General features: G+C 72.8%; 19 protein-coding genes, 2 tRNA genes and 1 pseudogene. 10 read left to right on the forward strand and 12 right to left on the reverse strand.

Features of this window, described 5'->3' with window-relative positions; all coding sequences use genetic code 11:
- Positions 1 to 204: 204 nt before the first annotated feature.
- The 4 genes from ACDF64_RS15655 to ACDF64_RS15670 all read right to left on the reverse strand — a co-directional run bounded on the left by ACDF64_RS15655 (position 205) and on the right by ACDF64_RS15670 (position 3258).
- Entirely contained in the window at positions 205 to 876 is a 672-nt protein-coding gene (locus tag ACDF64_RS15655; protein ID WP_394552290.1) for an ATP-dependent Clp protease proteolytic subunit, read from the reverse strand.
- A gap of 17 nt (positions 877 to 893) precedes the next feature.
- Positions 894 to 1478, reverse strand: a complete 585-nt coding sequence (locus ACDF64_RS15660; RefSeq protein ID WP_394552291.1) for an ATP-dependent Clp protease proteolytic subunit — start codon at positions 1476 to 1478, stop codon at positions 894 to 896.
- 204 nt (positions 1479 to 1682) lie between these two features.
- Positions 1683 to 3134 (reverse strand): trigger factor, encoded by a 1452-nt coding sequence (gene tig / locus ACDF64_RS15665; protein ID WP_394552292.1) that lies wholly within the window; start codon positions 3132 to 3134, stop codon positions 1683 to 1685.
- Between the two features lie 49 nt (positions 3135 to 3183).
- Positions 3184 to 3258 (reverse strand) — tRNA-Pro (locus tag ACDF64_RS15670).
- A gap of 200 nt (positions 3259 to 3458) precedes the next feature.
- Between ACDF64_RS15670 and ACDF64_RS15675 the strand changes: the two genes are divergently transcribed.
- Complete coding sequence (locus tag ACDF64_RS15675) at positions 3459 to 7250, forward strand: SCO7613 C-terminal domain-containing membrane protein (RefSeq protein ID WP_394552293.1); 3792 nt, start codon at positions 3459 to 3461, stop codon at positions 7248 to 7250.
- Positions 7251 to 7308: 58 nt separating this feature from the next.
- On the opposite strand, the gene ACDF64_RS15680 is transcribed toward ACDF64_RS15675, so the two are convergent.
- Complete coding sequence (locus tag ACDF64_RS15680) at positions 7309 to 7683, reverse strand: nuclear transport factor 2 family protein (RefSeq protein WP_394552294.1); 375 nt, start codon at positions 7681 to 7683, stop codon at positions 7309 to 7311.
- Between the two features lie 106 nt (positions 7684 to 7789).
- On the opposite strand from ACDF64_RS15680, the gene ACDF64_RS15685 reads away from it, so the two are divergent.
- Both ACDF64_RS15685 and ACDF64_RS15690 read left to right on the forward strand, forming a co-directional pair.
- Positions 7790 to 7863, forward strand: a tRNA-Gly gene (locus ACDF64_RS15685).
- A gap of 219 nt (positions 7864 to 8082) precedes the next feature.
- The gene (locus ACDF64_RS15690) at positions 8083 to 8571 is read left to right on the forward strand and encodes a DNA starvation/stationary phase protection protein (protein WP_394552295.1); all 489 of its coding nucleotides are present in this window, start codon (positions 8083 to 8085) and stop codon (positions 8569 to 8571) included.
- Positions 8572 to 8692: 121 nt separating this feature from the next.
- On the opposite strand, the gene ACDF64_RS15695 is transcribed toward ACDF64_RS15690, so the two are convergent.
- From ACDF64_RS15695 to ACDF64_RS15720, 6 genes are all read right to left on the reverse strand, one after another.
- Positions 8693 to 9352: a response regulator gene (locus ACDF64_RS15695; RefSeq protein ID WP_394552296.1), complete on the reverse strand. Its 660-nt coding sequence runs from the start codon at positions 9350 to 9352 to the stop codon at positions 8693 to 8695.
- 4 nt (positions 9353 to 9356) lie between these two features.
- Positions 9357 to 10757 carry a sensor histidine kinase gene (locus ACDF64_RS15700; RefSeq protein WP_394552297.1) on the reverse strand — a complete coding sequence of 467 codons (1401 nt, stop codon included), beginning with the start codon at positions 10755 to 10757 and terminating at the stop codon, positions 9357 to 9359.
- 133 nt (positions 10758 to 10890) lie between these two features.
- Positions 10891 to 12411 (reverse strand): amidohydrolase, encoded by a 1521-nt coding sequence (locus tag ACDF64_RS15705; protein ID WP_394552298.1) that lies wholly within the window; start codon positions 12409 to 12411, stop codon positions 10891 to 10893.
- Entirely contained in the window at positions 12408 to 13067 is a 660-nt protein-coding gene (locus tag ACDF64_RS15710; RefSeq protein WP_394552299.1) for an FMN-binding negative transcriptional regulator, read from the reverse strand. The genes ACDF64_RS15705 and ACDF64_RS15710 overlap by 4 nt, the downstream gene beginning before the upstream one ends.
- A 34-nt stretch (positions 13068 to 13101) precedes the next feature.
- Entirely contained in the window at positions 13102 to 14151 is a 1050-nt protein-coding gene (locus tag ACDF64_RS15715; protein ID WP_394552300.1) for an Fpg/Nei family DNA glycosylase, read from the reverse strand.
- A 42-nt stretch (positions 14152 to 14193) separates the two neighbouring features.
- Complete coding sequence (locus tag ACDF64_RS15720; protein ID WP_394552301.1) at positions 14194 to 14688, reverse strand: ribose-5-phosphate isomerase; 495 nt, start codon at positions 14686 to 14688, stop codon at positions 14194 to 14196.
- Between the two features lie 1048 nt (positions 14689 to 15736).
- Between ACDF64_RS15720 and ACDF64_RS15725 the strand changes: the two are divergent.
- A pseudogene (locus tag ACDF64_RS15725) lies at positions 15737 to 16261 on the forward strand (N,N-dimethylformamidase beta subunit family domain-containing protein); the annotation flags it as partial.
- Between the two features lie 88 nt (positions 16262 to 16349).
- Positions 16350 to 17123 carry a N,N-dimethylformamidase beta subunit family domain-containing protein gene (locus tag ACDF64_RS15730; RefSeq protein WP_394555173.1) on the forward strand — a complete coding sequence of 258 codons (774 nt, stop codon included), beginning with the start codon at positions 16350 to 16352 and terminating at the stop codon, positions 17121 to 17123.
- 12 nt (positions 17124 to 17135) lie between these two features.
- Here the strand turns inward: ACDF64_RS15730 and ACDF64_RS15735 are convergent, their stop codons facing one another.
- Positions 17136 to 18140, reverse strand: a complete 1005-nt coding sequence (locus ACDF64_RS15735) for a DUF2332 family protein (protein ID WP_394552302.1) — start codon at positions 18138 to 18140, stop codon at positions 17136 to 17138.
- An 84-nt stretch (positions 18141 to 18224) separates the two neighbouring features.
- Between ACDF64_RS15735 and pepN the strand changes: the two genes are divergently transcribed.
- The 5 genes from pepN to ACDF64_RS15760 all read left to right on the forward strand — a co-directional run bounded on the left by pepN (position 18225) and on the right by ACDF64_RS15760 (position 24681).
- Positions 18225 to 20810, forward strand: coding sequence for an aminopeptidase N (gene pepN / locus ACDF64_RS15740; RefSeq protein WP_394552303.1), 2586 nt, complete (start codon positions 18225 to 18227; stop codon positions 20808 to 20810).
- 121 nt (positions 20811 to 20931) lie between these two features.
- Positions 20932 to 21843, forward strand: coding sequence for an ABC transporter ATP-binding protein (locus ACDF64_RS15745; RefSeq protein ID WP_394552304.1), 912 nt, complete (start codon positions 20932 to 20934; stop codon positions 21841 to 21843).
- A complete protein-coding gene (locus tag ACDF64_RS15750) occupies positions 21840 to 22691 on the forward strand; it encodes an ABC transporter permease (protein ID WP_394552305.1) in 852 nt (283 codons plus the stop codon). The genes ACDF64_RS15745 and ACDF64_RS15750 overlap by 4 nt, the downstream gene beginning before the upstream one ends.
- 11 nt (positions 22692 to 22702) lie before the next feature.
- The gene (locus ACDF64_RS15755; RefSeq protein ID WP_394552306.1) at positions 22703 to 23989 is read left to right on the forward strand and encodes a sensor histidine kinase; all 1287 of its coding nucleotides are present in this window, start codon (positions 22703 to 22705) and stop codon (positions 23987 to 23989) included.
- A complete protein-coding gene (locus ACDF64_RS15760; RefSeq protein WP_394552307.1) occupies positions 23986 to 24681 on the forward strand; it encodes a response regulator in 696 nt (231 codons plus the stop codon). Before ACDF64_RS15755 ends, ACDF64_RS15760 begins: the two co-directional genes overlap by 4 nt.
- Positions 24682 to 24705: the final 24 nt, after the last annotated feature.

The raw sequence follows: 24705 nt of genomic DNA on the forward strand, positions 1-24705 counted from the left end.
CGACGGGCCTGTTCCGAGCCTAACCCGTGGACGGCCCGATGCGCCGGAGCCGCGCGAATTCCCGCGGGCCGGTTTCGCCGAACGCGGAATCGCACGCCGACGGCCCCGAATCGGGCGCGTCGGACGCCTGCGCCGCACGCTCGGCCGACACGCGCGGATGCCCCGGGGAGACGACTCCCCGGGGCATCCGGTCGGTGCGTGCGCTCAGCCGGTGAGCGCGGCGACCTGCGTCTTGCGCGAGGTCAGGACCTGGTCGATGAGGCCGTACTCCAGCGCCTCGGCGGCCGACAGGATCTTGTCCCGGTCGATGTCCTTGTTGACCTGCTCGGTGCTGCGGTTGGAGTGCTTCGAGAGCGTCTCCTCGAGCCACCTGCGCATCCGCAGGATCTCCTGCGCCTGGATCTCGATGTCGGACGCCTGGCCGTGGCCGGCCTCGCCCATCGCCGGCTGGTGGATCAGCACGCGCGCGTTCGGCAGCGCCAGGCGCTTGCCCGGGGTGCCCGCCGCGGCGATGACCGCCGCGGCCGACGCGGCCTGGCCGAGCACGACCGTCATGATCTGCGGACGGATGTACAGCATCGTGTCGTAGATCGCGGTCATCGCCGTGAACGAGCCGCCGGGCGAGTTGATGTACATCATGATGTCGCGGTCCGGGTCCATCGACTCGAGCACGAGGAGCTGCGCCATGATGTCGTCGGCCGACGCGTCGTCGACCTGGACGCCCATGAAGATGATGCGGTCCTCGAAGAGCTTCGCGTACGGGTCCTGGCGCTTGTAGCCGTAGGCCGTGCGCTCCTCGAAGCTGGGCAGGATGTACCGCGAGCCCGGCATCTGCAGGCCGTTGTTCGCGACGCCGCCGAATGAAGGGATGTTCATGCTCTGTTCTCTCTTCCTCACGCCTGGGTGCCGCCGCCGCCGGCCACGTCGAGGGCCGATTCGCGGATGTGGTCGACGAAGCCGTACTCGAGGGCCTCCTGCGCGGTGAACCAGCGGTCGCGGTCGCCGTCGGCGTTGATCTGCTCGACGGTCTTGCCGGTCTGCGCCGCGGTGATCTCGGCGAGTCGCTTCTTCATGTCGAGGATGAGCTGCGCCTGCGTCTGGATGTCGCTCGCGGTGCCGCCGAACCCGCCGTGCGGCTGGTGCAGGAGCACGCGCGCGTTCGGGGTGATGTAGCGCTTGCCCTTGGTGCCCGCGGTCAGCAGGAGCTGGCCCATCGACGCCGCCATGCCGATGCCCACGGTCACGATGTCGTTCGGGACGAACTGCATCGTGTCGTAGATCGCCATGCCGGCCGTGATCGAGCCGCCGGGCGAGTTGATGTAGAGGTAGATGTCCTTCTTCGCGTCCTCTGCGGCGAGGAGCAGCAGCTTCGCGGCGATCTCGTTCGCGTTGTCGTCGCGCACCTCGGAACCGAGCCAGATGATGCGGTCCTTCAGCAGTCGATCGAACACACTGTTCGGCAGTGTCGGTTCGGCCATGGATGTCGCTCCGTTCGTTGTCGCGTTGCAGTCGAATCTATCCGGTGCAACACGGCCGGACGGGGCTGTTCGCCCTAGGCGGATGCTGCGTCGCGGACGGCGCCCGCCGGCCGCCTCGAGGCCGTCCCGGCCGGTCCGCCGCCACCCTCCCGCGGGGACGACGAAGGGCCGGACGTCCGTCCGGCCCTTCGTCGTCGACGGGGATTACTCCGCGTCGGCCTTCTTGGCGGCGCGCTTGCGCGGCGCCGGCTTCTCGTCGGCGGCGGGCGCCTCCTCGGCGTCGGCCTTCTTGGGGGCGCGCTTGCGGGCGGGCTTCTTCTCCTCGGCGGGCGCCTCCTCGGCGGCCGGCGCTTCGGCCGACTCCTCGTCCTCGTCGCCCGCGACCGCGGTGAACTCCGAGAGGTCGACGGCGTTGCCCGAGGCATCCACGACCTTCGCCTTGCCGAGCGCGATCGCGAGCGCCTTGTTGCGCGCGACCTCGCCGACCATGGCGGGGATCTGGCCGTTCTCGCTCAGGATCTGCACGAATTCCTGCGGGTTCATGCCGTACTGCGCCGCACCCTGCACGAGGTACTGGGTGAGCTCCTCCTGGCTGACCTGGACCTGCTCGGTCTCGGCGATCTTGTCGAGCACGATCTGGGTCTTGAACGCCTTGGTGCTGGCCTCGGTGACCTCGGCGCGGTGCTCGTCGTCCTCGAGACGTCCCTCGGACTCGAGGTGGCGGTGCACCTCGTCCTCGATGACGCTGTCGGCGACGGGGACCTCGACGAGCTCGAGGAGCTTCTCGACCAGCAGGTCGCGGGCCTGGGTGCCCTGGCCGAAGGACTTCGAGCGGGCGACCTGCTCGGTCAGGCTCTCGGTCAGCTCGGCGAGGGTGTCGAACTCGCTCGCGATCTGCGCGAAGTCGTCGTCGGCCTCGGGGAGCTCGCGCTCCTTCACGGCCTGGACGGTGACGGTGATCTCCGCCGTCTCGCCCTCGTGGTCGCCGCCGAGCAGCGTCGAGGCGAACGTCGTGGTCTCACCCGCGGTGAGCGAGTCGAGCGCCTCGTCGATGCCCTGGAGCAGCTCGCCCGAGCCGAGCTCGTAGGAGATGCCGCTCGCGGTGTCGACCTCGGCGCCGTCGATGACGGCGACCAGGTCGAGCGTCACGAAGTCGCCCGTCTTGGCCGGGCGGTCGACCGTGATGAGGGTGCCGAAGCGGCTGCGGAGCCGCTCGAGCTCGGCCGCCACCTCGTCCTCGCCGGCCTCGGCGGCGTCGACCGTGAGCTCGATGCCCTCGTAGTCCGGCAGCTCGATCTCGGGGCGGACGTCGACCTCGATCGACAGCAGCAGGTCGCCCGAGAAGTCCTTCTCGTTCGGCCACTCGACGATGTCGGCCGACGGGCGGCCGAGGACCCGGAGCTCGTGCTCGACGACGGCGGCGCGGAAGAACGCGTCGAGGCCCTCGTTGACCGCGTGCTCGAGGACGGCGGCCTTGCCGACCCGCTGATCGATGACGGGCGCGGGAACCTTGCCCTTGCGGAAGCCGGGAACGTTGATCTGCTCGGCGATGTGCTCGTACGCGTGCGTGATGCTGGGCTTCAGCTCCTCGGGCGTCACCGAGATGGTGACCTTCGCGCGAGTGGGGCTCAGCTTCTCAACCGAAGTGGTCGGCATGGGAAAGTTCTCCTGATTGATGGAAGTTCGTGTCGAGTCCGGCGACTCGTCGGGGCGACAGGATTCGAACCTGCGACCTCCCGCTCCCAAAGCGGGCGCTCTAGCCAAGCTGAGCTACGCCCCGAGTCGCTGACTCAACTCGTCGGAACCGCCCTCGCAGGCATGCAGCAGCAGGCGGATGCGCGGGATGGACCCCCGAAAGTCTACTGCACCCGCGCCGGACGCTCGGTCGCATCCGGGATCGGGTGCGCACTCGCGAGACCCGCGGCGCGTCCACCTGTGCAGAACGGGCTCCGAACGCGCTCCGACTGGCATCCTGTGCGCATGACCGACATCCCGACCGCGGGGCGCGACCTCCGTCGCTGGCCGAGCGATCCGTCCTGGTTCACCGACCTCTCGCGGTGCCCGGCGTGCTTCGAGCCGCTGGCCGGCGCACAGTGCGACACGTGCGGGCTCGACCTCGCCGGCGCCGCATCGGGCGAGCTCGCGACCCTGGGCGGCGAGCTGCGCGAGCTCGAGCGCCGCCGGCAGGGCGTCATCACGCGGATGCGGGACGAGCAGTCCGGCACCGTCGAGGGGCCGGCGGTCGCGCAGGTCGCGCCGGTGGCGCCGGTGGCGCCCGTCGCGCAGGCGGCACCCGTCGCGCAGGCGGCACCCGTCACGCAGGCCGCGCAGCCGGCGCAGCCGGATGCCCCGGCGCCGGCGCCTGCCGTTGCGCCGACGACCGTCGCGCCGACGGCCGCCGCCGCCCCGGCCGCGCCGGCCGTCCCGGCCGCGCCGACCGCGCCGGCCGCGCCGGCCGTCCCGACCGTCCCCGGCGGCGCCGTCCCGGCGCGGGCGCGCCGATCGAGCGTGCAGATCGCGATGCTCACGATCGGCGTCGTGCTCGTGTCGGTCGCCGCGATCGTGTTCCTCTTCGTCGCGTACCTGATCGCGACCCTCGAGGTGCGGTCGGCGATCATCGCGATCGCCAGCGTGGCCGTGCTCGGCATGGCCACCCTGCTCCGCCGTCGGCGCCTTCCGGGCACGGCCGAGGGCGTGGCATCCGTGGCCGTCGTCCTCCTCCTGCTCGACGTCTGGATCGTGCGCGCGAACGCGCTGTTCGGGACCGCGGACGTCGACGCCTGGGCCTACGCGGGCTGGGCCCTCGCCCTCCTCGCGGCGCTGCTCGCGGGCGCCAGGGCCGTCACCGGCCTGCGCACGACCGGGTACTCGGCCGCGGTGCTGGCGCCGACCTCCGCGTTCCTGCTCGGGTTCGCGGTCGATCCGCTGTCCGCGACCGGCTCGTGGCTCGGCGGCCTGGTCGCCGCGGCCGTCGGGATCGGCGCTGCGCGGCGGGCCGCGACGCCCGAGCCGACGGTGCTGCGCGCCGGCGGATTCGCGGGCCTCGGCATCGCGGGCCTCGCCGCAGCCTGGGCGCTTCCGGATGTCCCCGTCGGCGCGCTCGTCGCGTTCTGGGCGGTCGCCGCGATCGCCGGGGTCGCGTGTGCGCTCTGCGCGACCCCGACGCTGGGCACCTGGTCGCTCATCGCGGCGATCGCGGCCGGGGCCGCGGCCGCGCTCGGGCCGGTCGTCGCGGTCGCGCAGGAACTCGACGCCGAGCAATCCGTCTGGCTCGCACCGGCGCTGGCCGGCCTCGTCGCAGCGGCGTTCGCGGGTTGGGTCCGCCGCGCAGGCGGGCGCGCCGTCGCGCTCGGCGCCCTCATCGCTTCGTCGGCGGTCGCGGCGACCGCTGCGGTGCCGGGGCTCGTCGCCGGCCTCGAGTTGCTCCTCGAGCGCGCCACGTCGATGCTGTCGACACCGTCCTCGTCCGGGGTCCTCGGCCTGCTCGACGCCGGCCCGTGGCCGCCGACCTGGACCGCACTCGTGGCCGCGAGCGGCTCGCTGCTCGTGCTCGCCGTCCTCCGCGCGCTCCCCCGGTTCGGCGCACTCCCGTCGTCGTTCGTCGGCGCCGCGGCGCTGTTCGCCGCGTGCGCCGCGAGCCCGACGTGGGCGTCCAGCGCAGCATTGGCCGCCGTCGCCGCCGCGGCGCTGCTGGCCGCGGTCGGCTCGCTCGGTCGCGCGATCCCCGGTCGGAACGCCGTGCTCGCCGCGACCGGCATGACCGCGGCGGCGCTGGCAGTGCTCACCGGCGGACCGGACGACCCGGCGTGGCCGTGGGCGACCGTCGCCGTGATCGCGCTCGCGGTCCTCGGGCGAGCGGCGGTGAGGAGGACCTGGCCGACCACGGCGCAACCCTGGATCGGTCCGATCCATCTCCTCATCGCGGCCGGATCGACGATCTGGCTCACCGCGACCTCGTCGACCTGGGCCACCGCGATCGCCGAGGCCCCCGAGCCGTGGCACCAGGTCTCGACCTGGCTCGCGATCGTCGGTGCGGCCGGGTTCTCGCTCGCCTTCCTGCTTCCCCGGCTCACGGTCCCGGACCGGGCGGCAGGGGGCCTGCCGATGCTCGGCGCGGCCCTGCTCGGCGGGGTGGTGACCGCGTGGGGCGGCGCGCAATGGGTCGGCACGCCGTGGGCCTGGGCCTGGGTTCCCGTCGCGCTCGTCGCGATCGCCGGCATCGCCTGTCTCGTCCGCGCCGAGTCGGCCGTCGTCGCGATCCCGCTCGCGATCGTCACGCCGATCGCACTCGCCCACACCGCGGGTGCGGCGACATGCGGCGCCGAACCATTGCGACCGGACCTCGCGATCGCCGCCGCGGTCACCGCGTCGGCGGGCATCGGCCTGCTCATCGGACGCACGGCCGGCGGTCGTCATCGCGGCACGACGACGTGGGCGTTCACGACGCTCGCGCTCGGCGCCATCGCCGCAGCGGGGTCGTTCCTCGATCCCACGGCGCAGTGGCTCGTCCTCCTGCTCCTCGCGCCGGCGCCGATCCTCGCCGCCGCCTCCTTCGGGGATCCGATCGGCGGGAGCTCGCCGCTCCGACACCTCTCCTGGCTCGGCGCGACCGCGGCGATCGGGTCGGCGTGGGCCTGGTCGAACGCACGCGAACTCGATGCGGTCGAGGCGTACACCCTGCCCGCCGCGGCCGTGCTCTTCGCGTCGGCCGTGCTGATCGTCTGGCGTCGGCCCGTCGAGGCGCCCGTCGAGGTCGGCCGCACCGTGCTCGTCGCGGGCGCAGCCGCCGTCGCCGTCCTCCCGAGCGCCGGGATGGCGGGCCTCAGCGACCTCCGCACGCTCGTCGTCATGTCCGTGGGAGTCGTGCTCGTGCTCGCGGCGTCCTTCCTTCCCGTCGTCGACTTCGGCATTCCGCTGCGCCTGCTCGCCGTGGCGACGGCGTGGACCGCGGTGACCGTCACGGCAGCGGTCCGCGCGAGTGCGATCGCCCTCGGCGCGTCCAGCCCGCTTCCGGTCGAGTTCTGGCCGGTGATCGCCGTCGTCGCGGGAGCGGGCGCCGCCTGGGTGTGCGCCGCGGCGGGATCCGCCGGCGCACGCACCGCCCCGTGGCTGCTCGCGGGCACCCTCGCGGCGGCAGCCGTGCCGACCGGTCGTGCGATCGTCGAGGGCGGCGATGGAGCGGACCTGCGCGCCCTCCTGCTGTGCTCGTTCCTCGCCGCAGCGCACGTCGCCGCCGTGGTGTCGACCCGTCGACCGCTCGGTTCGCCCGTCGTGGCGTGGGCGTCGCTCGCGACCGCCGCCGTCGTCGCGATCGCGTCCCTGCTCACTGGGGTGTCGCCGTTCGAGTTCGCTACCGTGCCGGTCGCCGCCGCGCTCCTCGCGGCCGGCGGGGTCCGGATGCGTCGATCGCCCGACCTGCGGAGCATGCCCGCGCTCGCCTCCGGGCTGCTCGTCTGGTTCGTCCCGCCCCTCATCGCGGACTTCACGGATCCGGTGCTCTGGCGACTCGTCGCGCTCGGCGCGGCCGGCGTCATCGCACTCCTGGTCGGCCTCCGATTCCGCCTCCAGGCGCCGTTCGTGATCGGCGGCGGGGCGCTGCTCATCCACGGGATCGTCCAGCTCTGGCCGTGGGTGTCCTGGCTCTACGAGGCCGTCTGGTGGTGGCTGTGGCTCGGGCTCGCGGGTGCGCTGCTGATCACGCTCGCAGCGACCTACGAACGTCAGCTGCGGCTCGCACGCCGCACGGTCCGGGCGATCGGCGACCTGCGCTGACGCTCACCGGCCCGCGCCCGGGCACACCCGGGCCGCGTCGGGGTCGCCTTCGTGCGGCTCAGTCCATCCGCTCGACCCAGGGCGCGCGCCACTCCGGCGCCTCGAAGGGACCGGGCCAGTAGCCCGTCTCCTTCGCGATCCTGCCGTCGGCGAGCTCGAACACGAACACGCCGAGCACCGGGACCCCGTCCCCGTAGTCCAACGCGCCCTGCATGACCCAGTGGTCGCCGTCGCCGGTGATCGACCGGACCTCGATGTGCGGCAGCCTCGGGAACCGGCTGTACACCGCGCGGCGGTTGTCGCCGCCCACGATCCGCTCGCCCGACTGCGGCCACTCCATGACCGCGTCCTCGTGGAACACGGCATCCATGCCGGGCACGTCGCCCGCGTTGATCGTCGCGACGAGCGCCTCGACCACGGCGCGTCCGTCCATCGCACTCCCCCTTCGCCGCAGGAGTCGCGAGCCGACGACGCGCCGCGCCGTCCGGACGCACTCGCGGTCTGTACTACGATGTTCCGGGTGCCCTCGACAGGGCCACGCGGATGTAGCTCAATGGTAGAGCCTCAGTCTTCCAAACTGATTACGCGGGTTCGATTCCCGTCATCCGCTCCACGAAGAATCCCCGGCGAGCGAAGGTTCACGAGGTCGTCCGCCCTCGCGCACGCCAGGATCCGCACCCTCGCGGACGCCCCCGATCCGCACGCTCGTGCACGCGCCGCAGGCCTTCGCGCCGGGACATCCGCCGCCGATCAGCCGAGCCTTCCCTTCCTTGAAATACCGGGCACGGTGCGTAGCGTTGTCATCCACAGACGCTCCAGGGAAGGCACAACGATGACGGACATCCAGATCGCCCCGAAGACCGGCGCCTCCGCCGATGCGGCCGCCGCGGTCGCGCAGTACTTCACCCCCGTGCTCCACGAACTCATCGCGCTGGCCGTGAACGGCAAGCAGGCCCACTGGCACGTGCGCGGCGTGAACTTCATCGCCGTCCACGAACTCCTCGACGAGGTCGTCGACCACGCGCAGGAGTGGGCGGATCTCGTCGCGGAACGCGTCGTCGCGCTCGGCCTTCCGATCGACGGCCGGCTCGGCACGGTCGCCGCGGAGTCGGGCGCCGTGGTCCCGAAGCTCGGGTTCACGACCTACGACGACGCGATCGCCGATGTCGTCGCGCAGATCGACCTCGCGACCGAGAAGATCAACGCCGCCATCGAGGGGACGGCCGACATCGACCCGGCCAGCCAGGACGTCGTGATCGAGATCCGGCGCGGCATCGACAAGGACCGCTGGTTCCTCTCCGCGCACGTCGCCGTGAAGTGACGTTGCGCTGAGGTGACCTCGCGGTCGCGCCTCGCGCGACCACCGGGCCCGGTGCATCGGGCCGCTTCGGCGGCGGATGCCCCGGGCCCGATGCGTGCGCGGACCACGACGGCCGCGCAGGTCAGCGCTGCAGCCAGGCCAGCACGGCGAGCACGCGGCGGTGATCGGTCCCCGAGTCCTCGAGCGCGAGCTTCTGGAAGATCGACGTCACGTTCTTCTCGACCGCGCCGACCCCGATGAACAACTGCGCGGCGATGCCCGTGTTCGTCCGGCCCTCGGCCATGAGCTCGAGCACCTCGCGCTCGCGCGGCGTGAGCGCCGCGAGCGGGTCGCCGCGTCGCGACAGCAGTTCGCGCACGACCTGCGGGTCGAGGACCGTACCACCGGCGCTCACGCGCTGCACCGCATCCTCGAGCTCGTCGAGGGACGCGACCCGGTCCTTCAGGAGGTAGCCCATGCCGCCCTCGCCCGACGAGAGCAGCTCGTGCGCGTACGTGCCCTCGACGTACTGGCTGAGGAGCAGGATCCCGAGCTTCGGGAACCGGCGGCGCAGCTCGATCGCGGCCCGCACGCCCTCGTCGCGGAAGGTCGGGGGCATCCGGACGTCGAGGACCGCGAGGTCCGGGGCATCCGCGTCGATCGCCGCCAGCAGCGAGTCGGCGTCGCCGTACGCGCCGACCGTCGTGAACCCGGCCTCGTCGAACAGGCGCACCAGCCCCTCGCGAAGGAGGACGGAGTCCTCGGCGAGCACGATGCGGAGCGGGGTCGGGGTGGCCTGCACCCCATCACTGTAGCGAGGGCGGCGGGGTCGGCTCGGGCCGGTACGGGATGTGGGCGCCGATGATGGTCGGGCCCCCGACCGGGCTGTCGACGACGAGCTGGCCGCGGAGGCCACGGACGCGCTCGTCGAGTCCCGCGAGGCCGTGCCCGGCGACGGCGGACGCGCCGCCGCGGCCGTCGTCGGTCACCCACAGGTCGAGCACGCGGGCGGACGGTCCGAGCTCGCGCGTCGCGATCCGCAGGCGGATCGAACTCGCGTCGGCGTGCTTCTGCGCGTTCGTGAGGAGCTCGGCCGCGACGAAGTACGCGTTCCGCTCGATCGCGGACGGCAGCGGCGCATCCGCGCCCAACCGGTCGTCGTAGGTGACCGGCACGGGAGACCGGGCCGCGAGCGACGCGAGCGCGCTCGCGAGCCCGCGATCCTGCAGGATCGGCGGGGCGACGCCGCGCGAGAGCGCGCGGAGTTCGTCGAGCGCCTCGCGGGCCTGGTCGCGCGCCTCGACCACGAGCGCCTTCGCGGTGTCGGGGTCGTCGGCGAGCCGGCGCTCGATGGTCGCGAGGTCCATCTGCAGGCGGACGAGCCGCTGCTGCGGGCCGTCGTGGATGTCCCGCTCGAGACGTCGGAGCGAGGCATCCTCGGCCTGAACCGCGGCGCCGCGCGACGCGGAGAGCTCGGCCACCTCGACCTCGAGCGCCTCCGACCGCCACCGGCCCAGCGTGCCGCGCGCGATGACGTCGTGGAGGAGCGTCAGTCCGCGGAACACGTACGGCAGCGTGAGCGCGAAGACGACGCCGAGGATGAACTCGAGCACGCGCTCGCCCGCGACCACGTCGTAGTCGAAGCCGTTGCCGGGCACGACGCGGTCGACGATCCACTCGTTCAGCCAGAAGGTGCGGCGGTCGTCGGGGAGGAAGCCCTGCCAGAACCAGCCCGTGAGCCCCGCGAGCGCGCCGGAGATCCAGGTGACGGTGAGGCTCCAGGTGATGACGCTCACGATCGGGTTGATGACCATCGTGTGCAGCAGGTACAGCCAGTAGTGCCCGTCGACGAACGGCGCGAACGTGCTGCGCCAGAACCCCTGCACGCGCCCGTCGCGCGCCCAGTCGGGCTCGGCGATCGGCGGTCGGCCGGCCCAGCGCAGCCGCACGAGCTCGAGGACGCCGAACCCGCGCGCGACGTAGAACGCGGCGACGACGACGAAGATGCCGACCACGATCGGGATCATCCCGACGCCGGTGAAGAAGACGGTCGACAACACCGACAGGCCGATGATCGCGATCGGCATGGTGAGGATGAGGAATCCGAGTTCGCGCGGGACGGCGGCCCAGAGGGCGCCGTAGCCCGCGCGGCGGGCGGGCGTGCCGGCCGGCGGGCTGGCGGGCGTACTGGCGTCGGTCGTCGTCATGGGGCGTTCCTCGCTCATGGTCGCACGTCCGAGTGCATCGGCGGGGCCGGTCGTGGATGTGTCGGGCATGGTCCAAGCCTCGTGGCTGCGGGCCGTCCGCCCCAGCGGGCGGACGACCGGAAGCGGGCGGGGGTTATCCCCCGAGGGGGATCACCGAATGGGCGAGGCGACCGCCGAGGAGCGTCGCGGCCACCGGCATCGTGCGGAGCTCGTCGACGGATGCCGCGTACGGGTCGAGCTCGACCACGGCGAGGTCGGCTCGGATCCCGACGCGCACCTCCGCGCCCGCGCCGCCCGACGAGGCCGCGAGCGCGGCGCGCACGTCGATCGCCTGCTCGGGATGCCACGGCTCGCGCCCGTCACGCGTGCGGCCGACGGCCGCGGCGATCGCGACCCACGGGTCGAGCGGCGCCACGGGCGCGTCGGAGCCGAGTGCGAGCTCGACGCCCGCGGCCTGCAGGTCCGCGAGCATGAACGCGCGATCCGTGCGGCCGGCCCAGTACCGGTCGGCGACGTCGCGGTCGTCCATCGCGTGCTCGGGCTGGACGCTCGCGACGATGCCGAGCCTCGCGAAGCGCGCGACATCCTCGTGCCGGAGGAGCTGCGCGTGCTCGACCGAGCCGCGGCAGCCGACCTCCTCGAAGGCGTCGAGCACGCGCGCGTTCGCCCGGTCGCCGATCGCGTGGATCGCGGGCACGAGTCCGGCGTCGTTCGCCCGGCGCATCAGCGGCACGAGCTCGTCGTACGGGATCGTCGCGAGTCCGGAGGGGTGCGCGTGGCCCTCGAGGCCGGGGTACGGGTCGAAGCACCACGCGGTCCGCGTGTTGAGCGAGCCGTCGGTGATGGCCTTCGCCCCGCCGACCGACACGAGTCCGCCCGTGCCCGCGACCTCGTCCCCGGTCCGGAGGCCCTCCGCGGCGGCGCGGTCGAGGTGCTGCGGGTACACGCCGAACGCGACGCGGAGGGGCAGCCGCCCGGATCCCGCAGCCGCCGCGGCCCGGCGCGCCCAGTCGTCGAGGTTCCAGCGCATCTCGTAGTCGACGATGCCGACCACCCCGCGGGCCGCCGCCCGGTCGAGCGCGTCGGCGACCCAACCGTCGAGCACGTCGTCGGCGATGTCGTCCAGCGCACGCACGAGTGCGAAGCAGGGCTCCTCGCGGAGCATCCCGTCGGCCGGTGCCTCGATGCCGTGCAGGCGAGCGGCCGCCGAGTTCACCCAGCACGAGTGCAGGTCGGCGCTCACGAGCACGGTCGGCACGTCGCCCGTGCGCGCGTCGAGGAGCGCCAGGCTCGGGGCATCCGGCCAGAGCCCGTCCCGGAAGCCGAAGCCGACGACCTCGGGCTCGCCGCGCCCGACCGCCTCGCCCGCGAGGGCGGCGACCTCGGCGGCCGACGAGGCGCCCGCGAGGTCGAGCCGGCGCGAGACCATCGCCCACTGCGACGCGTGCACGTGCCGGTCGTGGAGGCCCGGCACGACCCAGCGGCCGCCGACGCGCAGCCGTTCCGCGGGCTCGACCGGCGCGCCCGCCGGCGTCGTGTCGGGCAGCGGCGCGCCGTGCGGGACGACCGCCGCGACCACGCCGTCGGCGACCAGCACGTCGACCGGCTCGGATGCCCCGGGCAGGCGCGCACCGTCGAGGATGCGGGCGCTCACGCCGACGCCGCCTGCGCCCTCGCCGCCCGGAGCGCCTCGTGGGTTCGGCGCATCTCGGCGGCGAGCGCCGGCTGCGCGTACGGGCCGTCGCCGTCGAGCTCGGCGATGATGCGGTCGACCGTCTCGGCGGGCCGGTTCTGGCTCATCTTGTTCTTCGCGGTGAAGCGCGTGATCGGGATGCGCAGGCCCACCGTGCCGGCGGCGATGCGGTCGGCGTAGGCGGAGTTCTCGAGCGTGCCCCGCATGCGGCGCGGCTCGGGCATGGCGTCCTCGAAGTGGTCGACGAGCGCCTCCAGCACCCGCAGGTTCTCCTCGTCCGACAGGATCTCCGGTGTGCCGTACAGGTGCGCGGTCACGAAGTTCCAGGTCGGCACGGCGGGATTCGCGTCATACCACCCGGGCGAGATGTAGCCGTGCGGGCCCTGCGCGATCACCAGCAGCTCATGACGCCCGAGCTCGTGGACCTGCTCGTCGGGTCGGCCCACGTGGGTGAGGAGCACGATGCCCTCTGCCGTCTCGTCGAGCAGCACCGGGTAGTGGGATGCCACGAGGCCCGAGGCATCCGTCATGCTCACGAGGGTCATCCAGGGATGCTCGCGGACCAGGGCCTTCACGCCCTCCTCGCTCGCGAGGGTGAAGCTGGGGTTCTGTCGCATGTCGGATCCTTCCGGGAACGGGCCGGCGGCCCGGTCAGGCCTGGCAGTTCGGGCACCAGTAGAGCTTGCGCGCGCCCATCTCCTCGAGCACGATGTGCGTCCCGCACACCCGGCACGGCAGGCCCTCGCGCTTGTAGACCCAGTGCCGGTCGGCGCGGTTCGCCATCGCGGCGCGGTACGCCTCGGCGTCGAGGCCGTCCATCGTCATCATCTGGCCCGTCTCGACGCCGACGCGCAGGAGCCGCGCCCAGTCCCGCCAGAGCTCGCGCACCGCCTCGGCGGGCACGTTCCGGCCGGGCGTGTGCGGGTTCAGGCGCGCACGGAACAGCAGCTCGGCGCGGTAGACGTTGCCGATGCCGCTCACGACGTTCTGGTCCATCAGGAGCAGGCCGATCGGCGTGGGCTTGCGGCGCACGACCGAGGCGAAGCGCTCCTCGGCCTCGGCGCCGTCGTCGACGAGCGGGTCGGGCCCGAGCTTCGCGACGACCGCCTCGACCTGCGCCGGGTCGAGCACCTCGCACGCCGTCGGGCCGCGCAGGTCGGCGCACACCGACTCGGTCAGCAGGCGCACGCGCACCTGGCCGACCGGCTCGGGCGGGAACGACTCGAGCGCGCCGCCGTCGCGCTCGGCCTCGCTCATGCGCAGCCGTGCCCGGCGCGGCGCGCCGATCGAGGTGAGGGAGTTCTCGCCCGCCCGGTCGAACACGAGGGCGCCGGGCGCCCCGGCATCGGGCGCGACCGCGTCGAGCGCGACCGCATCGGGATTCGGTCCGTCGAGGAAGGTGCCGCGCTGGTTCGTCTGCCCCATGCGCCCGTTCGCCGACGCGATCGTGGCATCCATCAGGATCTCGCCCGCGAAGTCCCACGCGCCGTACATGCCGAGGTGCACGCGCAGCCAGCGGTCGCCCTCGAACCCGAGGAACATCTGCTTGCCGAGCGCCCGCGCGTCGATCATGCGGCGGCCGTCGAGGTCCGCCGCGCCGGTCGCGAAGCGGCCCTGGGGGCTCGACGCGCGCACCAGCCGCCCGACGAAGTTGCGCTCGAACTGGCGGGTGATGCGATGGACGGAATGCCCCTCGGGCACGCTCAGGCCCCCCGCCGCGTCGCGGTCGTGCGAGGTCCGGCGCTACGCCGTGACATCCACGCCCTTCCCGGCGATGTCGCCGGTCCGCTCGTACTCGGCGAGCTGGGCGATGCGGCGCACGTGCCGGTCGTCGCCCGAGAACGGCTCGGCGATGAAGGCGTCGATGTACCGGACCGCCTCCTCGACGGTGTGCTGGCGGGCGCCGATCGAGATGACGTTCGCGTCGTTGTGCTGGCGCGCGAGGATCGCGGTGTCCATGCTCCACACGAGCGCCGCGCGGACGCCCTCGACCTTGTTCGCCGCGATCTGCTCGCCGTTGCCCGAGCCGCCGAACACGACGCCGAGCGCCCGGACGCCGGCGGCCTGGTCGCGCACGACCGCGAGCGCCGCGTTGATGCAGAAGGCCGGGTAGTCGTCGAGCGGGTCGTAGTCGGTCGGGCCGTGGTCGACGACCTCGTGCCCGCCGTTCGACAGGTGGTCGATGAGCGTGCGGCTGAACTCGAGGCCGGCGTGGTCGGTCGCGATGTGGATGCGCATGCAGGCAAGTCTAGGGAGTCGCGAACCAGCGGATGCCCCGCCCGTGCGGGTGCGCGCGGATCCCTCGGCAGGGTCCGTCGGATGCTTCCGCGCCCCGCGCGACCCGAAGAGACGGGGTTGTGACGGCGCCTGCGCGCCGCTAATCTGCGCCGTAACTGCACTCGGCGCCTGATCGTGCGGTCCGGCGCACCATTGCATCGGGTGACACCGGCGCAATCCATCATGAATCTCCATCTCGCCCCACCCGGGCGAACCGATGCTTGGCGGATCGATGGCTGATCGCTCGTTCACGGAAACCGACTGGGGGGTCGTGTCCCCGACGACCGGATGGCAGTTCGGTTCCGGCGCCTTCACGTCCTCGGGAACGGACGACGTCCTTGCGTACCACCCGATCAACGGCACGCTCTGGGTCCGGCGAGCGGGCGAAGCGTTCGGATTCGAACACTGGGCCACGGTGACCCCGTCGGAGGGCTGGTGGTTCGCGGCCGGCGATTTCGCGCCCGGACCGGATACGGACGTCATCGGATACCGGTCCGCGGACCGCAGTCTGTGGGTCGGTCGGAACGCAGGCACGCACTTCGAGTTCACCCAGTGGGGACAGGTGCCGACGGCGTCCGTGTGGCAATTCGGTGTCGGCCGGTTCACGGCGCAGGCGAAGGACGACCTGTTCGCCTACGATCCGGGCGACGGCGGACTCTGGGTCGCGAAGAACCTCGGCGGCGCGTTCTCCTTCAGCAGGTGGGCGTCGGTCGCCCGGTCGGACTGGCAGTTCATGGTCGGCGACTTCACGGGCAGCGGCCGTCCGGACGTCGCCGGGTACGATTCCAGCGACGGTTCGGTCTGGGTCGGCGAGAACGAAGGGGGCGCGTTCCTCCTGACCCGCCAGGGCACCCTGCAACCGACAGCCGGATGGCAACTGCGCCCCGGATACTTCACCCGACGGGCGAAGGCGGACCTGTTCGCCTATCACCCGAGCAACGGCAGCCTGTGGGTCGGCGCAGCCGGACCAGGCGGCTTCCAATGGGAGCAGTGGGACACGGTGTCGCCGATGGCGGGCTGGGAGTTCGTGCCCGGCCAGTTCACGGAAGACACCTGGACGGACGTGGTCGGCTATCAGCCGGCGACGGGCGCGCTGCGGCTGTTGCGATCGACCGCGCGGCCCGTGGAGGGCTATTGCTGGCCGATTTCCGCGGCCCCCGGCGAGCGCATCTCCTTCCGGACGTCTGGTGGCGACCGATGCACTGCCACGATCAGGCGCCACACCTCGGTCTCACCGGACGTCGAGTCCGAGACGGTGGCGGAGATCGAATTCGAGTCGCCCACGCAACCCACTCCCCCGGAGCCGTGGCATGTCGGGTGCGGTTGGGAGGAGACGTTCGCGGTCACCGTCGGCGACGACTGGAGATCCGGCATCTACTCGGCGACGTGCACCGACGTCGATGGGCGGAGCTCGGACATCACCTTCGTGATCAGGCCGAAGCAGACCGCCCGTTCCCAGGTCGCGCTGCTCGCGAACACGAACACCTGGCTCGCGTACGACGGGTGGGGCGGTGCGTCCAAGTACAGCGGCCTCGCTCGGATCAGCCTCATGCGGCCGATGCAGAACGCGTCGCCGCTGACGGCGTTCCCGACGGATTGGCACCTCGCCCGGGGAACTCTGGATCCACGGATGGCTCGAAGCCGAGGGGTACCGCCCCGACGTGTTCAGCGACCTCGACTTCCACGAGCACGGATGCGATCCGGGTCAGTACCGCATGCTCATCGTCGGGACGCACCCCGAATACTGGACCCCCGAGATGTACGACCACCTCGTCGCCTACCTCGACGCGGGCGGCAGCGTCGCCTACCTCGGCGGGAACGGCCTCTTCGAGGTGTGCACGTACGATGCCGCGGCCCGGGTGATGACGTACCTCGAAGGCGTCGAAGGCGGTGACCGCGTGCCCGCCCTGCTCCGGGCACGCGAGCCGCTTCGACCGGAACGCTCGGTGATCGGCGTCGCGACCGAGCGATGCGCGGTGACCGGCTCGCCGTACGAGGTCGTCGATGCCGCACACCCGCTGTTCCTCGGCACGGGGGTCTCCAACGGGGATCGGTTCGGCAACGCCGGCCTGAACACCGGGTTCGGCAACGGCAAGGCGAGCGCATGGGAGGTCGATACAGCGGACGGACTGGGCGCGATCTCGATGCCGTTCGGCTGCGCGATGGACTCGCCCCACGTCATCCCCCCGTCGACCCGTCCCGCCGGCTTGGCCTTCCTGGCGACCGGAGTGTTCGACGGCACGGGGCCCGGTGCCGACATGGTCTCCTACGACCACCCCGGGGGTGGGTTCGTGTTCTCCGTCGGTTCACTGACGTTCGGCGGGAGCCTCGTCGTCGACGCGACGATCCAGCAGGTGATGCGGAACGTGCTCGAGCGCGCCGGCGTCGTGCCGTAACCCGGAATCCGTTCAGCGCCGATCCGGGCCGAACCAGCGGATGCCCCGCCCGTGCGGGTGCGCCCAGGCGACCTGCACCCCGTCGAGCGCGAGGACGAAATCGGTGCCGTCGTTCGGCACGTCCTCCCGCGCGGAGATGCCGGGCATGATCGACCGGCCCTCGAACGAGACCCAGTGCCCGGGGAGCAGCGAGACCTGCTCCTCGAACCTGAGTCGGTCCGCTTCGCTCGCATACGCGAGCACGACCGTGTGGAAGACGACGAGCGTCGCGTCGACGGGCGCCTCCGCGGCGAGCGCCGCGAGCCGCTCGTTCAGGTCGCCGGCGACGAGCCGCGGCGGGTCGGCCGCGGCGATCGCGGCGGCCGCGCGAAGGCGAGCCCGCCGATCGTCGTGCTCGGGCCAGATGAGCGCGTCGAGCCACGCGAGGTCGTCGGCGTCGCGGAGGTCGAGCGGGTGCAGGTCGATCCCCGCGCGCCACGCGATCTCGGGCGGCGCGGCGATCGCGGGCAGCGGCGCGGATGCCTCGCACTCGAGCAGCACGTCCGACGGGCCGTCCACGGGGTCGACCCGGAGCTCCCCGCCGTCGGCCGTGGCGTACCGGTACGAGTAGCGGTCGGGGTACAGGCACAGCCCGGCGGACGCCCCGACCTCGATGAGCGCGAGCGGCTGGGGCAGGGACTGGAGCAACGGCAGCAGCACCGCGCAGCGCGCGGCCTCGTTCGTCTGCGTCGCGTGCGTCAGCGCGGTCTCGCGCACGTCGGCCCAGTGCTCGTGGAGCCACGCCCGGAACTCGGGGTAGGGCGACACCGGCGCGCCGCGGAACCGCGCGGAGGCGAACACGAGCGGCGGCTGGCGCTTCGCGGGCGGGAGCCCGTCGATGAGCTCGAGCGTCGAGGCATCCGCCGCGACGCCCGCGGCCCATTCCTCGTAGCAGGGGCTCATCCCCCGCGCCTCGACCTCCGCGAAGGCACGGTAGCGTTCGGCCGTTGCGGCCCGTTCGTCGAAGCTCGTCGGCACGGGCCCACGCTAGGGGCCCGGCGATAGGCTGGTCAATCGTGCGAGTGCGCCACGAGCGCCTCGATCGATCAGAGGAGAGAAGTCTTGCCAGGAGAGAACCTCACGAGGCTGGAAGCCGCCGAGCGCGCCGAGATCGTCACGGTCCACGACTACGACGTCGTGCTCGACGTGACGACCGGGCCCGACGTGTTCCGCTCGACCACGACCGTCCGCTTCTCGGGCGTGGAGGGCGCGTCGACGTTCATCGACGCGATCACCGCGACCGTGCACTCGGTCACGCTCAACGGGGCGGAGCTCGACCCCGCGGAGGTGAGCGACGGCGTGCGCATCCAGCTGCCGGGCCTCGCCGCCGAGAACGAGCTCACGGTCGTCGCCGACGGCCGCTACATGCACACGGGCGAAGGCCTGCATCGCTTCGTGGACCCCGCCGACGGCGAGGTCTACCTCTACACCCAGTTCGAGGTGCCCGACTCGCGCCGCATGTTCGCGGTGTTCGAGCAGCCCGACCTGAAGGCCGCGTTCCGCTTCACCGTGACGGCGCCGGCGCACTGGCAGGTCGTGTCGAACCAGCCGACCCCCGAGCCGACCCCCGCGGGCGCGTCCGCCGAGGGGCAGGAGATCGCGACGTGGGCGTTCGGCCCGACGCCGCGCATCTCGAGCTACATCACCGCGCTCATCGCCGGCCCGTACGACGTCGTGCGCGACGAGCTCACGAGCGCCGACGGCCGGACGGTCCCGCTCGGCGTGTTCAGCCGGAAGAGCCTGTCGGAGCACCTCGATGCCGACTATGTGTTCGAGAAGACGAAGCAGGGCTTCGCGTACTTCGAGGACAAGTTCGGCGTGCCGTACCCGTTCGACAAGTACGACCAGCTCTTCGTGCCCGAGTACAACGCGGGCGCCATGGAGAACGCGGGCGCGGTGACCTTCACCGAGGTCTACGTCTTCCGCTCCAAGGTCACCGACGCGGTGCGGGAGCGCCGGGTCGTCACGATCCTGCACGAGCTCGCCCACATGTGGTTCGGCGACCTCGTCACCATGAAGTGGTGGAACGACCTCTGGCTGAACGAGTCGTTCGCCGAGTGGGCCTCGACCATCGCCACGGCCGAGGCGACCGAGTGGGTGCACGCCTGGACCACGTTCAACTCGATGGAGAAGAGCTGGGCGTACCGCCAGGACCAGCTCCCCTCGACGCACCCGATCTCCGCGGTCATCAACGACCTCGAGGACGTCATGGTGAACTTCGACGGCATCACCTACGCCAAGGGCGGGTCGGTGCTGAAGCAGCTCGTCGCGTGGGTCGGCATCGACGCGTTCTTCGCGGGCGTCTCGGCGTACTTCCGGAAGCACGCGTGGGGCAACACGACCCTCGCCGACCTGCTCGCCGAGCTCGAGGTCGCGAGCGGCCGCGAACTCTCGGAGTGGTCGAAGGCGTGGCTCGAGACGGCAGGCGTGAACACGCTGCGCCCCGAACTCGAGGTCTCGACCGGGCTCGACCAGCAGGCGGAGGGGACGATCACCTCGTTCGCGGTGCTCCAGTCCGCTGTGGCCGAGCACCCGACGATCCGCCCGCACCGCCTCGCGATCGGCTTCTACAACCTCGTCGACGGCGCACTCGTGCGCGCGCACCGCGTCGAGCTCGACGTCGCCGGCGAGCGCACCGACGTGCCCGAGCTGGTCGGGCTCGCCCGCCCCGACCTGATCCTGCTCAACGACGACGACCTCGCGTACGCGAAGATCCGCCTCGACGAGGCATCCCACCGGTTCGCGCTCGCGAACCTGTCGGCGATCAGCGACCCGCTGGCCCGCGCGCTCGTGTGGAGCAGCGTGTGGGATGCCACGCGCGACGGCGAGACCGCCGCGAGCGACTACCTCGACCTCGTGCTCGGCAACGTCGCGAGCGAGACCGAGTCGACGACGCTGCGGATCATCCTCGCGAACGCCGTGCTCGCGGCGAGCTCGTACGTGGCGCCGGCGAAGCGTTCCGCCTCGCGCGCCCGCATCGCCGACGGGTTCTGGTCGCTCGCCGAGCAGGCGCCGGCCGGCAGCGACGCGCAGTTCCAGTTCGCGAAGGCCGCGGCCGCGCTCGCGGAGGCCGGCTCGCAGGCCGACCGCATCCAGGGCCTGTTCGACGGATCCGTCGTGCTCGAGGGCCTCGAGGTCGACACCGACCTCGGCTGGGAGCTGCTCTACGCGCTCGTCGCGGCGGGCCGCGCCGGCGACGCCGAGATCGACGCACGTCTCGCGACCGACCAGACCGCGACCGGCCAGGAGTCGGCCGCGTACGCGCGCGCCGCGATCCCGACGGCCGACGGCAAGACCCGCGCCTGGTCGTCGCTGCTCGACGTCGACACCGCGACGAACTCCGTCGTGCGGACGACCGCGGCCGGGTTCCTCCGCGCCGACGACACGTCCCTGCTCGCGCCGTTCGTCGGCCCGTACTTCGAGATGCTCGAGCGGGTGTGGGAGGAGCGCAGCTACGCGATCGCCGAGAAGCTCGTCGAGCTGCTGTACCCGTCGCCGCTCGCGAACCGCGCGCTCGTCGACGCGAGCCACAGCTGGCTCGAGTCGCACCCCGACGCACCGCCGGCGCTGCGCCGCCTGATCGTCGAGAACGTCGCCGGCGTCGAGCGGGCGCTCGTTGCACAGGCGCGGGACGCGCAGGGCGCGTAGCGGCCGCCGCCGCAACGTCCTCCGGGGCGGTGGGCGTGGTACCCCGGTACCACGCCCGCCGCCCCGGAACCGTTCCCGGCGCCGATGTGCGCGCCAGCTCCGGATCCGTAGCGTCGAACCCATGATCACTGCAGAAGGACTCACGAAGCGGTACGGACCCCGCACCGCCGTCGACGGCATCGACTTCACGGTGCGCCCCGGGCTCGTCACCGGATTCCTCGGGCCGAACGGCGCCGGCAAGTCGACCACGATGCGCATGATCGTGGGACTCGACCGCCCGACCGCTGGCAGCGTCCTCGTCAACGGACGTCCGTACGCCGAGCACCGGGCCCCGCTGCGCGAGGTCGGCGCCCTGCTCGACGCGAAGGCCGTGCACACCGGCCGCACCGCGGAGCACCACCTGCTCGCCCTCGCCGCGACGCACCGCATCGGCCGCCGACGGGTGCGCGAGGTCATCGAGCTCACGGGCCTCGAGTCGGTCGCCCGCAAGCGCGTCGGGGGATTCTCGCTCGGCATGGGCCAGCGCCTCGGCATCGCCGCCGCGCTGCTCGGCGACCCCGCGACGCTCCTGCTCGACGAGCCGGTCAACGGACTGGACCCCGAGGGCGTCCTCTGGGTGCGCACGCTCGTGCGCGGCCTCGCCGCCGAGGGCCGGACCATCCTGCTCTCCTCGCACCTGATGAGCGAGATGGCGATGACCGCGGATCACCTCATCGTGCTCGGTCGGGGCCGGGTCATCGCGGATGCCCCGGTCGACGCGGTCGTCTCGGCGGGCACCGCGCCGCGCGTGCGGGTGCGATCCCCGCAGTCGTCGAAGCTCGCCGACCTGCTCAGCGGCCCCGGCGTGAGCGTCATGCGCTCGGAAGCGGGCCTGCTCGAGGTCACGGGCCTCGAGGCGCACGCGATCGGCGACCTCGCCGCGTTCAACGCCATCGCCGTCCACGAACTCACCCCCGCCAACGCGTCGCTCGAAGAGGCCTACCTCGCCCTCACCGCCGACGCGGTCGAATACCGCTCGGAGGCACTCGGATGACCGCCATCACCCCCATCGCTCCCCCCGCGGCGAGCGCCGCCGGAACGGCGCCGCTCGGGTTCGCCGGCGTCCTGCACTCCGAGTGGATCAAGCTCCGGAGCCTGCGTTCGACGGTCTGGTCGTACCTCTCGGTGGTCGTGATGATGGTCGGCCTCGCGCTGCTCATCACGACCACCACGATCAACGGCGACGCCATCGCGCCGGACGCGCTGCGCGCCTCCCCCGAGGCGCAGGTCGGCCTCTTCGTCCAGGCGACGACGTTCGGGGTCTTCCTCGCGCAGCTCGTGGTCGCCGTGCTCGGCGTGCTCGTCATCGGCGGCGAGTACGGGACCGGGATGGCGCGATCCACGTTCGTCGCGGTGCCGAGGCGGCTCCCCGTGCTCGCCGGGAAGGCCATCGTGCTGTTCACGACGACGTTCGTCGTGGGCGTCGTCGGCGCGGTCGGCGCCTACGCGGTCGCCGCCGCGGTGTACGCGCCGCACGACGTCTCGGCGAGCCTCGCCGACCCCGACGTCCTCCTCCCGATGCTCGGATCGGCGCTGTACCTCGCGCTCCTCGCGGTGTTCTCGCTCGGCGTCGGCACGATGATCCGGTCGAGCGCGGCCGGCATCGGCATCGTGCTCGCGTTCATCCTCGTGCTCCCGACGATCCTGCAGCTCGTGCCCGCCGACTGGGCGCAGGACCTGCACCCGTACCTGCTCGCGACGGCCGGGACGAACATGTTCGCGCCCGCCGAGCTGACCGGCGACGAGGTGCTCTCGACCTGGGCGGACCTCCTGGTGGTGCTCGGCTGGGTGTCCGCGTCGCTCGTCGGCGCCGCGGCGCTCCTCGTCAAGCGCGACGCGTAGCATCCTTGTCCATGACCGTGGCGCAGCTCGCCCCCGACCAGCCCGATCCGGCGGTCGGGGGCGAGCTGCGCCTGCCGCGTCCGCCGGGAGTCGTCCGCCGGTTCTGGGCCGGCCACCCGCGCCTGGCCGACGCGCTCATCGCCGGGGCGTACACCGTCCCCACGATCGTCTCGGCCCTCGTCGCCGCCGTGGTCGCCGGGCAGTCCGCCTGGGTCCCGACCCTCGCGGTCGTCGGGGCGATCGCCGCGGGCCTCGCCCTGCTGCTCGCACGACGGACGCGTCCGCGCCTCGTCCTCGGCGTCGCGTGGGCGGCCTGCTTCGCCTCGACCCCCTCCGGATCGCTCGACGTGCTCGCCGTGTTCATCGCGCTGTACGGGCTCGCCGTGTACGGCTCGACGCGGGCCGGGTGGCTCGGCTACGGCGTGTCGGTCGCGCTCGGGGCGCTGGCCGCGCTCGCGGCGTCGTGGATCGCGCAGACCCCGGTCGTCGAGCCCTTCGACGCCGCGCCGCTCGGCACGGCCGCGGGGCTGGCCGTGATCCTGCTCATCGCGACCCTGATCGGCGTCAACGTCGGCGCCCGGCGACGCTACCTGGACGCGCTCATCGCGCGCGCCCACGACCTCGCCCGCGAGCGCGACCAGCAGGCGCGGCTCGCCGCGGTCGAGGAGCGTGCCCGGATCGCCCGCGAACTGCACGACGTCGTGTCGCACGGCCTGACCGTTATGATCACGCTCGCCGACGGATCGGCGGCCACGGTCGGCCGTGATCCCGCGCGCGCCGCCGACGCGATGCGGAGCGTCGCGGACACCGGCCGCGAGGCGCTCGGCGAGATGCGCCGGATGCTCGGCGTGCTCGCCGAGCCGTCGGAGGCCGCGGCCGACCGCACGCCGCAACCAGGGCTCGCCGGCGTCCCCGCGCTCGTCGACGGATTCCGCGAGGCCGGCCTGCCCGTCGCGCTCACGACCGCGGGCCCGCCGATCACCGAGCCCGCGCTGCAGCTCCCGGTGTACCGCATCGTGCAGGAGGGGCTCACGAACGCGCTCCGCCACGCCGCCGGCGCCCGGCGCGTCGACGTGCGCATCGCACGGCTCGACGACGTCGTGACCGTGAGCGTCGAGGACGACGGACACCGCTCGCCCGCGGGGCCCGCGACGACGGGCGCCGGCCGCGGACTCGCGGGCCTGCGCGAGCGCGTGGGCCTGTACGGCGGCACGCTCGAGGCAGGGCCCCGCGGATCGTCCGGCTGGCGCCTGCACGCGACGCTCGACGCGTCTCGAGGACCCGGAGGGGGATCATGACCGGACCGGAGCCGATCCGCGTGGCGATCGTCGACGACCAGGCGCTCGTGCGGACGGGATTCCGCATGGTGCTCGAGGCCGAACCGGACCTCCGGGTCGTCGGCGAGGCCGGCGACGGCGCCGCGGCCATCGAGCTCGCCCGATCGACCGGGATCGACGTGCTGCTCATGGACGTGCGCATGCCGGGCGTCGACGGCATCGCGGCCACCGCCGCCGTCACCGCCGCGGAGCGCGCGCCGCGCGTCATCGTCCTCACCACGTTCGACCTCGACGAGTACGCGTTCGCGGCCATCCGCGCCGGCGCGAGCGGGTTCCTGCTCAAGGACGCGCGACCGCACGAGCTCGTCGCGGCCATCCGCTCGGTGCACGAGGGCGAGGCCATCCTCGCCCCGCGCATCACGCGCCGCATGCTCGAACTGTTCGCGGCCGACCTCCCCGCGGCCGTCCCGGACCGGCCGACCGAGCTCGACGCGCTCACCGCGCGCGAGCGCGAGGTCCTCGCCGCGGTCGCCGACGGGCTGAACAACACCGAGATCGCCGCGCGATTCCACCTCTCCGAGTCGACCGTGAAGACCCACGTCGGGCGCCTGCTGCAGAAGCTCGCCGCACGCGACCGCGTGCACCTCGTGATCCTCGCGTACGAGCACGGCCTGACCTCCGGACGCCGGTCCGGGAGCACCCCGGCTCGTTAGGCTGGCTGGGCACACCCGAACGGA

Origin of the sequence: Agromyces sp. MMS24-JH15 (assembly GCF_043518605.1) — a bacterium.
In the GTDB taxonomy this organism is placed as follows: Bacteria; Actinomycetota; Actinomycetes; order Actinomycetales; family Microbacteriaceae; genus Agromyces.